The 9,086-nt window shown below is 74.1% G+C and carries 6 protein-coding genes and 1 pseudogene; 5 read left to right on the top strand and 2 right to left on the bottom strand.

Annotated elements, in window-relative coordinates; genetic code table 11:
• Window positions 1-64: 64 nt before the first annotated feature.
• Genes HZS56_RS24455 through HZS56_RS24445 form a run of 3 tightly spaced genes read left to right on the top strand, consistent with a single transcriptional unit; the run spans window position 65 to window position 5,381 of the window.
• Window positions 65-1,558 carry an SCO6880 family protein gene (locus tag HZS56_RS24455; protein ID WP_216722934.1) on the top strand — a complete coding sequence of 498 codons (1,494 nt, stop codon included), beginning with the start codon at window positions 65-67 and terminating at the stop codon, window positions 1,556-1,558.
• Window positions 1,555-3,528, top strand: a complete 1,974-nt coding sequence (locus HZS56_RS24450; RefSeq protein ID WP_308408150.1) for a putative type IV secretion/conjugal transfer ATPase — start codon at window positions 1,555-1,557, stop codon at window positions 3,526-3,528. Before HZS56_RS24455 ends, HZS56_RS24450 begins: the two co-directional genes overlap by 4 nt.
• Complete coding sequence (locus tag HZS56_RS24445) at window positions 3,516-5,381, top strand: TraM recognition domain-containing protein (RefSeq protein ID WP_216722933.1); 1,866 nt, start codon at window positions 3,516-3,518, stop codon at window positions 5,379-5,381. Before HZS56_RS24450 ends, HZS56_RS24445 begins: the two co-directional genes overlap by 13 nt.
• 52 nt (window positions 5,382-5,433) lie before the next feature.
• Here HZS56_RS24445 and HZS56_RS39115 read toward each other — a convergent pair.
• Window positions 5,434-5,868, bottom strand: a pseudogene (locus tag HZS56_RS39115) (DUF418 domain-containing protein); the annotation flags it as partial.
• Window positions 5,869-6,518: 650 nt separating this feature from the next.
• Complete coding sequence (locus HZS56_RS24440) at window positions 6,519-6,911, bottom strand: hypothetical protein (protein ID WP_216722932.1); 393 nt, start codon at window positions 6,909-6,911, stop codon at window positions 6,519-6,521.
• 193 nt (window positions 6,912-7,104) lie between these two features.
• Here HZS56_RS24440 and HZS56_RS24435 point away from each other — a divergent pair, with 193 nt between their 5' ends.
• On the top strand, window positions 7,105-8,142 hold the full coding sequence (locus tag HZS56_RS24435) for a C40 family peptidase (RefSeq protein WP_216722931.1): 1,038 nt from the start codon (window positions 7,105-7,107) through the stop codon (window positions 8,140-8,142).
• A gap of 62 nt (window positions 8,143-8,204) precedes the next feature.
• A complete protein-coding gene (locus tag HZS56_RS24430; protein WP_216722930.1) occupies window positions 8,205-8,738 on the top strand; it encodes a DUF4913 domain-containing protein in 534 nt (177 codons plus the stop codon).
• Window positions 8,739-9,086 lie beyond the last annotated feature (348 nt).

Raw genomic sequence — 9,086 nt, 5'->3', positions numbered from 1 at the left:
CCGCCGCGCCGACCGCGGCACCGGCCGGTCCCCCCTCCCCACCCCACGAAGGGAAACGGACCTCATGTCCACGCAAGCCGTCACCCAACCGACCTACGGGAACTGGCGTCGGCCACGGCGGCCGGGGCTCGGTCCGCTCGGGCTCGTCGGCACCTTCGGTGTCTTCGGCGGGCTCGTCGTCACCCTGCTGGCGTCGCTCATCTCGCTCTACGCGGCGCTCGTCGTGCTCGTCCCGGTCGTCGTGTTCCTGGTGCCCCTCGCCGTCCGTACCCAGGACGGGCGCAACGTCTACCAGTTGCTCGCCCTGCGCATCGGCTGGCGACGCCGTAAGGCGCGGGGGGCGCACCTCTACGTGTCCGGGCCCCTCTCCGCCCGCCCCGGCGGCCGATACCGCCCGCCGGGGCTGCTCACCAAGGTCACCGCCTCCGAGGGCCGGGACGCCTACGACCGGCCCTTCGGCGTTCTGCACCACCCCGAGCGCAACACGTACACGATCGTCCTCGGCTGCGAACCCGACGGCGGCTCACTCGTCGACCCCGACCAGGTCGACGTATGGGTCGCGCTGTGGGGCGAATGGCTGGCCCGGCTGGCCCACGAACCGGGCCTGCGCGGCGCGTCCCTGATCGTGGAGACCGCGCCCGACCCGGGCACCCGGCTCGCCCACGAGGTGCTGCCCCGCATCCAGGAGGACGCGCCGCCCGCCGCGCGGGCCGTGATGGAGGAGGTCGTCGAGCGCTACCCGACCGCGTCCTCCGAGATGCACACCTACGTCAGCCTCACCTACGGCGTTCCCCCCGGCCAGAAACGTTCGCGGGACGACGTGATCGCCGACCTCGCCATCCGCGTGCCTGGCCTCCTCAACGGGCTGGTCGCGGCCGGCGGCGGAGCCGCGTACCCGTTGTCGGCCGAGCGGATCGCCGAGGTGGTGCGCGTCGCCTACGACCCGGCCGTCGCCGCCGACGTCCTGACGGCCCGTGCCCAACACGGCGGTACGGGTCTGGAGTGGGACGACGCGGGACCGGCCGCCGCCGTGGAGACCGTGAACAGCTACCAGCACGACTCGGGAGTCTCCCGCACCTGGCTCATGACGCTGGCGCCGCGCGGCACCGTACGGGCCTCGGTCCTGCGGGGGATGCTGGAGGCGGCTCCCGGTACCCGCCGCAAGAGGGTCGCGCTGGTGTACCGGCCCATCGACCCGGCCACCTCGGCCCGGATCGTCGAGTCCGACCGGCGCAGCGCCCAGTTCATGGCCAACTCCGGCCGCGGCATGGTGCAGGCCAGGGCGGCCTCCGAGGTACGGGCGGCGGAACAGACCGCGGCCGAGGAGGCCTCGGGGGCCGGGCTGGTGGAGTTCTCGCTGATGCTGACGGTCACCGTCGACGACCTGGAGCAACTGGCCGACGCGACGGTCACCGTACGCAACCTCACCGCCGCCTCCCGCGTGCTGATGCGCCCCGCCGACCGGATGCAGGCCGCCGCGTTCAGCTGCACCCTGCCCGCCGGGATCCTCCCGTGGGAACAGACCCTGGTCCCGCACGAACTGCAGGAGGCGCTGTGAGCCGCCGTAGCGAGGAGAGAAGGGCCGAACGGGCCGACCGGCTGGCCGAGCAGCGGGCGCGCGAGGCGCTGGACAACGGGCCGGCGGCGCTTGAGCGTACCGGGACCGAGCGGGAACCGAGCGGGGCCGGGCCGGCCGGACGCCGAAGGAGCAAGCCGCGGAAGAGCGGGTCCGGCACGACCCTCGAACCGGTGGAGTCCGGCGCCGGCCGCAGGGGCCGCCCACGGAAGTCCGCCTCCCGCGGGCAGCAGCAGACGGCCCGGCAGCAGCAGGAGACAGCCCGACCGCAGAAGCAGGCCCGCCCGCGGGAGCCGTACGTCCCGCCCCGCGGCTGGTCGGGACCGGGCGGCGGACGGGTCGGGTACCTGGACCCGCCCACCATGTGGCGCGCCACGACCGTCCAGGCCTGCGGCATGTGGCCCTTCGCCGCCGGGTCCGGTTCCCCCATGACCGGTGTGCCGCTGGGACAGCACCTGTTCACCGGCGCCACGGTCTGCGGCGACCCGCTGAACTGGTTCACCCGGGCCCGCTACATCTCCAACCCCTCACTGTTCATGCTGGGCATGCCGGGACTGGGCAAGTCCACGCTCGTCAACCGGATGCTCATCGGGCTCTCCGCGACCGGTGTCGTCCCGCTGGTCCTCGGCGACCTCAAGCCCGACTACGCCGACACGGTCCGGGCCCTGGGCGGCCAGGTGATCTCCATCGCGCGGGGGCGGGGCGGCATCAACATCCTGGACCCGGGCGCCATGGGCGCGGCGGCGGAACGGATCGGCGGCCAGGCGGGCGAGATGCTGAAGGCGGAGACGCACGGCCGGGTCCTGAACATGGTGGCCGCGCTCATCACCATCGTGCGCGGCCGGCCGATGGACGACCACGAACAGTCCGTGCTCTCCGCCGTGCTGCACCACCTGCGGGAACGTACCGCGCCCGGACGCCCGGCGCTGCTGCCGGACGTGCTGCGGATCCTCGCCGAGGGGCCCGACCGGGTGCGCGCGGTCACGCTCGACCGGGGGGACGACACCCGCTACCGGGACGCGGTCGACCCGCTGCACCGCTCCCTGCTCGGCATCCTCGACGGTCCCCTCGGCGACACCTTCGCCTCCGAGACGTCCACCCGCATCGACCCGAACGCGCCGGCGGTGTGCATCGACATCTCCGGCATCGGTGAGGCCGACACCCAGCTGACCGCCGCGGCGATGCTCGCCGCCTGGTCCGACGGGCTCGGCACGGTGGCCGCCTCGCACGCCCTCGCGGACGCCGGACTCGCCCCCAGGCGCTGGTTCTTCACGGTGCTCGACGAACTGTGGCGGCCGTTGCGCGCCGCCTCCGGCATCGTCGACCGCATCGACGCGCTGACCCGGCTCAACCGTTCCCTCGGCCTCGGCGACGCCAAGATCACCCATACCCTGAAGGACGCCGAGGCGCTCGGCACCGACGCCGACCGGGCCAAGGCCCGCGGGTTCGTGGAGCGGGCCGGGATGGTGGTGTGCGCCGGGCTGCCGAAGGCGGAGATGGAGGACCTCGGGAAGGTCGTGGGCCTGTCCCGGCGCGAGATCGAACTCGTCTCCTCCTGGTCCTCGCCGCCCGGCTGGGGAGTCACGGGGGACCACGAGGAGCCGCCCGGCCGGGGCCGCTTCCTCATCAAGGTCGGCGGGCGGCCCGGCATTCCGATCAAGGTCGCCATCACCGACGCCGAGCGTCGGCTGCACAACACCAACACCCGGTGGACGCCGAACGAGGAGGCGGTCGAGCAGGCCGTGGCCCACACCGCCGAGCAGGTGGCACGGGCCGCGCTGGAGGGTGCCCACCCGATGCCCGGTGCACCCGGTGCGCCTCTCGAACCCGGTGCGCCCGGTGTGCTCCTCGAACCCGGCGTGCCCGGCGGTCCGCTCGCGTCCGGGCACCCCGGCCCCCCGGGGCCGCCCGCCCGTGAGGGCGACGCGCCGGACGGGAGGTGGACCGCGTGAGCAGCCCCCGTTCCAGCGACCTCGACCAACTCCTGCCCTGGGCCGTCGTGGCGGTGGCGGGCGCCGGACTCACCGTGTTCACCGTCGTCTGGTCCGGCGGCACCCTCGGCTCGGGACTGAGCGGTCACGGCTGGCAGGCTCCGCCGTTCACCCTGTCCACGATGGCCCGGATGGCCTCCGACGGGCCCGCCGCGTCCTGGCCGTGGGCACCGGCCGCCGCCGTGTACGGGGGCGTTCTGGGCGTCCTGGCGCTCATCGTGCTCCCGGTCGCCCTGCTCGTCGGCTTCCTGGTGCGCGAGGGCGCAGGCCGCAAGGGCCTGGCCGGCCGCCGTGAACTCGCCCCCCTGTGCCCCAAGGGCGTCGCCGCCCGGGCCCGGGAACTGCGCCCCGGACTGCGCGGCCGTGAGCACCTGCGGCCGGACGAGACCGGCAACCTCCTCGGCGACCTCGCGCCCCACGGCCCCGAGCTGCGCAGCAGCTACGAGGACGTGGAACTCGACCTCATGGCGCCCCGGGCCGGCAAGTCCACCGGCATCGCTGTCCCCCGGGTGCTGCGCGCCCAGGGTGCGGTCCTGCTCACCTCCAACAAGTCCGACGTGTACGCCGTCACCCGCGCCGAACGCGAGAAGGCGGGCACCGTGTGGACCTTCGACCCGCAGGGCATCGCGCACGCCCCGCGCACCATGTGGTGGGACCTGCTCAGCGAGTGCCGCAGCACCGAGGGCGCCCGCCGGCTGGCCGGGCACTTCGTGGCGTCGGTCAACGACGACACCGCGAAGAAGGACTTCTGGATCTCGGCCGCCCAGAACACCCTCACCGCCCTCTTCCTCGCCGCCGCCCGCAACCGCGCACCGCTGCACGAACTGCTCGGCTGGCTCGCCGACCCCGGCGACCGCACCCCGGTCGACCTGCTCCGCGACGCCCGACTGATCGCCATGGCCGAGCAGTTGCAGGGCACGGTCCAGGGGGCCGTGGAGACACGGGACGGCATCTACGAGACCGCCCGGCAGACCGTCTCCTGCCTCCTCGACCCGGAGATCCTCGCCTGGGTCACACCCGACCCGGACCTGCCCGAGTTCCGGCCCGACCAGCACGTCCTCGGCCAGGACACCCTCTACCTCCTGTCCAAGGACGGCGGCGGCTCCGCCGCGGGCGTCATCGCGGGACTGGCCGACGCGACGATGCGGGCGGGCGTGGTGGCCGCCGAGCGGATGGGCGGACGGCTGGACCCGCCCATGACGGCGGTCCTCGACGAGGCCGCCAACGTGTGCCGCATCTCCGACCTGCCGGACCTCTACTCACACTTGGGCTCCCGGGGCATCAACGTCGTGACACTGCTGCAGAGTTACCGTCAGGGCACGCGGGTGTGGGGCGAGGTCGGCATGGACGCGCTGTGGAGCGCGGCGACCGTCAAACTCCTGGGAGCAGGCCTCGACGACGCCGACTTCGTCCAGAAGGTCTCCACGCTCGTCGGCCAGCGGGACGTGCGTACCCCCACCATCTCCCGCAGCAAGGACGGCACATCGCGGTCCTACTCCTACCGTCTGGACCCGGTGCTGCCGCCCGACCGCATCCGGGCCCTGCCCAAGGGCACGGCCCTCCTCCTGGCGACCGGGATCAAGCCGGCGCTGATCCGGCTGCGCCCCTGGTACAAGGAACCGGGCGCCGACGTCATCTCGGCCGCCGCCAAGGCGGAGACCGCGGCCATCACCGAACGCGCCGCACGGCGCCTGATCCCCGGGATGCCGCAGACTGCGGACGGGACGGAGGCGACGGGGATCCCGGGGCCGCCGGGCGTGCACCTGTCGAAACCGGCCGCCGACGGCGGGCAGCGGGGCGCCGCGCCCGCGTGACCGTACGCAGCACGAACTCGGCCGGGCCGTACCGCAGGTGCCGCCGGAGCAGGGCCCCGGCGGCCAGCTGGACCGCGTAGAGCACCACGCAGCCGGCCAGGACGGCGAGCGTCCCGGCCCGGTCGTACAGCGCGAACCCGTACCCGGTGAACACGAACGAGAGGACCAGGGACTGGGCGAGGTAGTGGCTGAGGGCCAGCCGCCCGGCCGCCCCGAGCACCCGGGCCGCCGCCGGCCGGCAGAGCTCAAGCAGCAGGAGCAGCCCGCACGCGTACGACGCCGTGAGCAGGGGTGCCGTCAGCACCGACACCGCCAGCCCGACCAGGAACCAACGGCTGTCCAGCGGCCCGGCCATGCAGCACGCGGCGACCGCGCCACCGGCCAGACCGGCCGGCAGCAGCCGCACCACGACGCCCCGCAGCCACACCCGGTCCCGGCCCCGCCGCTCGGCCAGAGCGGACTTGGCGGCGGCGAGCCCCGCGAGCATGGCGGCCAGTATGGCGGGCGCGTGGAGCAGGTCGGCGCCGATCGCCCCCGGAAGGCCCGCCAGATGCGCGCCCACCACGGACCGGAACCCCCCGCGGTACGCGGCGACGGCCTCCGCCTCCTCGGCAGTGCGCCGGGCGGCGCCGAGCGGCTCGGTGACGGCCACGGTCAGCAGTCCGTACGCCAGCATCAGCGCCGCCAGCACCACCAGCAGGCAGGCCGCGAGACGCAGGGCGGCCCGCGGGGACAGCCCGCGCAGCCCGTACAGCACCAGGGCCAGCGCCGCGTACGTCATCAGGATGTCGCCCGGGTACAGCAGTACGGCGTGTACGAGCCCGATCCCGAACAGCGTCGCAGCCCGCCGCAGATGACGAGGGCCGTGGGCGGCGCCGTCCCACTCGGCGGACCGCGCCTGGAGCACGAAGCCGTAGCCGAAGAGGAAGGAGAAGAGCACGTAGAACTTGGTCGTGACCAGGGCGGTCACCGCCCAGGCCGCGACCCGGTCGGCCCCGGAGGCGTCCGGTCCGGGCGCCGCGTACGGCCCCGCCGTCAGCAGTGCGTTGGCGAGCAGGATGCCCAGCAGGGCGAAACCCCGGAGCACGTCGAGTGCGTCGACGCGCCGGGGGAGCGCGGGCGGACCTCCGGCCGGCCTCACCGCAGCGCCACCGCGCCGGTGCCGAAGACCAGCGTCGAGACCAGGAACCATCCGAACGACGGGGCCAGCAGATGCCGGAGCGTCCCGAGCCTGGCCCGGCCGGGTCGGCCGCGCGCGTACACCACGGGGACCGTCCCGCCCACCGGCGGCACACCGTAGAACGGGCCGTACCGGCCCGGGTCGAGTACCAGCTCCCGTCCCAAGTGGTCGAAGAACAACACGAGTTCACCCTGCCGCCCGCCGGTCCCCGTACGGGCCGTCACGAATCCCATGACCCGCTCCCCGCGCAGCGCCAGCCCGACGGCGCCCGCCGCCGCCCGCACCGCGAGGTACAGGAAGCCCAGCCCCGACCCCGTACACAGCGCGAGCAGCACCAACCCCGCGTCCACGCGCGTCCCTCCCCTTGCCCGTTGCCCCGTTGCACGGATTCGGCACGCACAACGGGCAACGGACCGGGCCGGTTCACGTCCGTCCTGAACCGCCGGACGGTGCGGCGCCGTTGTCGGGACGCACCACCGACCGCCCTCGCGCACGCGCTGCGTACGCGTACGCACCGGCACAAGAAGGAAGTTGCGGCCCGGAATGAGACGGATCCCACGCGCGCGCGGCCACCGCCGGACGGCCGCGACCGCCGCCCTGACCCTCAGCCTGACGGCAGCACTGCACCAGCCCGTCGCCGCCGAGCCGCAGACGCTCTCCGAGGTGCGGGCCGAGATCGAGCTCCTCCACCACGACGCCGAGGTCGCCACGGACCGGTACAACGCCGTCGACCAGGAGGTCACCCGGCAGACGAGGCAGGTCCGCTCGCTGGGGGCCCGGATCCGCCGGACGGAACGGGACCTGAACCGCCTGGTGCCGCTGGCCGGAGCAGCGGCCCGCGCCCAGTACCGCGGCGGCGGGCTGCCCGCGGAAGTGCAGTTCGCCCTCGCCCCCGACCCCGCGCACGCGCTGGACGCCGCCGCCCGGACCCGCCAGGCGCAGCACACCACGAACCGGGTGGTCACCACCCTGGCGGCCCTCCGCCACCGGCTGCGCACGCTCACCGACGACGAGTCCGCGGAACTGTCGCGCCTGCGCGAGAACCGCCGTGCCCTGGCAGCCCACCGCCGCACCGTCGAGAAACGCATCGACAAGGCCCGGAAGCTGGAGTCCCGACTGGCCGAGGACGAGCGCAGGCGACTGGCCGAACTCGACACGGCCGCCGGCGACGCGGCCCACGCACAGTGGGTGAGCACCGGCATCCTGAAGCACCTCGGCACCGAGGCCGGCGCCGCCGGCAAGAAGGCCATCGAGTACGCCACCCGGCAACTCGGCAAGCCCTACGTCTGGGGCGCCGAGGGGCCCGACTCCTTCGACTGCTCGGGCCTCACCTCACAGGCCTGGCGGTCCGCCGGCATCACGGTCCCCCGCACCTCTCAGGACCAGTGGCGCCTGCTCGAGCACGTACCGGTCGAGGAGATGCGGCCCGGCGATCTGATCATCTACCACCCCGACGCGAGCCACGTCGGCCTCTACACCGGCGACGGCAACATGATCCACGCCCCCCGCCCGGGCCGGTCGGTGACCGTGGCCCCGGCGGGCTCCATGGTGATCCTGGGCGTGGTCCGGCCGGACGCCTGAACCGGACGCCTGAACCGGACGCCTGAACCGGAAGCCGCCGCCGGAAGACAGCAGGGAGAACCATGACGACCGCACCAGCGGAGAAGACCGAAACCCCGGACACCGGGCCGGACACCGAAACCCCGGACACCGACGCCCCGGACACCCGGCCGGACACCGGCGCCGGGCCGCCCGGCACGGCGACCCCGGACAAGGAGCCCCCGCCCCCGGCCTTCATCCTCTACATGCAGGGCCCCGCCTACGCGCACGAGCTGCGCCAGCTGACCCTCTGGACCCACCACGTGCTGCTGCCCGTCTACGGCAGGGAGGCCTCCTCCGGGCTGCCCTGGTGCCCCGTGTGGTGGGAACACCCCGAAGCGGTCGCCCAGCTCCACGGTCTGTGGCTGGCCTGGGGAGACCTGACCGGCCCGGGCTCCCCGCCGACCGGCCCCGCCATGTGGCACCGCGACTACCTGTTCCCGGCCATGAGCGCCCTGCGGGACCCACAGGGTCCCTTCGCCGGCTGCAAACCCGGCATGCACCGCCCGAAGACACCCCCACCGATCGACACCCTGGACCCCTTCGGCCCACCCCCGCCCCCGCCACCACCGGCCTGACGGGAAGACACCCGGCCGCCGGATGAACCGGCCATGACGGCGGGCACGTTGATGCCGTGTCATCACCCGCCACACGACGGGACGAACCGTGCCGAAGCACGACCGGGACAGCTGCATCTCCCCAGAAGCCCTCGCATCCGCAGCAGCCCTCGCAGCAGCCGATCACCTGAACCGCACTCCGACCCAGGCCGGCCCTCCGGCTCAGGACGGACCGGGAAGTGGATCCGGCAACGAACCTGTTGCCGGATCCGGATTCGGGCAGCAGGGCCGACAGAGGAGGAACGAGCTCGCCAGCAGCACGAGGCGCAGCGCCGCAGCGCAGAGCGAAGCGCTGCGGCGCGGGCCGAG

This window comes from Streptomyces mayonensis (genome assembly GCF_018982965.1).
In the GTDB taxonomy this organism is placed as follows: Bacteria; Actinomycetota; Actinomycetes; order Streptomycetales; family Streptomycetaceae; genus Streptomyces; species Streptomyces mayonensis.
Note: the sequence above shows the minus strand (reverse complement) of the source record. Positions and strands in the feature narration are given on the sequence as shown.

Coding starts and splice junctions, on each gene's coding strand:
- HZS56_RS24455 (WP_216722934.1), top strand. CDS start 65: ATGTCCACGCAAGCCGTCACCCAACCGACCTACGGGAACTGGCGTCGG.
- HZS56_RS24435 (WP_216722931.1), top strand. CDS start 7,105: ATGAGACGGATCCCACGCGCGCGCGGCCACCGCCGGACGGCCGCGACC.
- HZS56_RS24430 (WP_216722930.1), top strand. CDS start 8,205: ATGACGACCGCACCAGCGGAGAAGACCGAAACCCCGGACACCGGGCCG.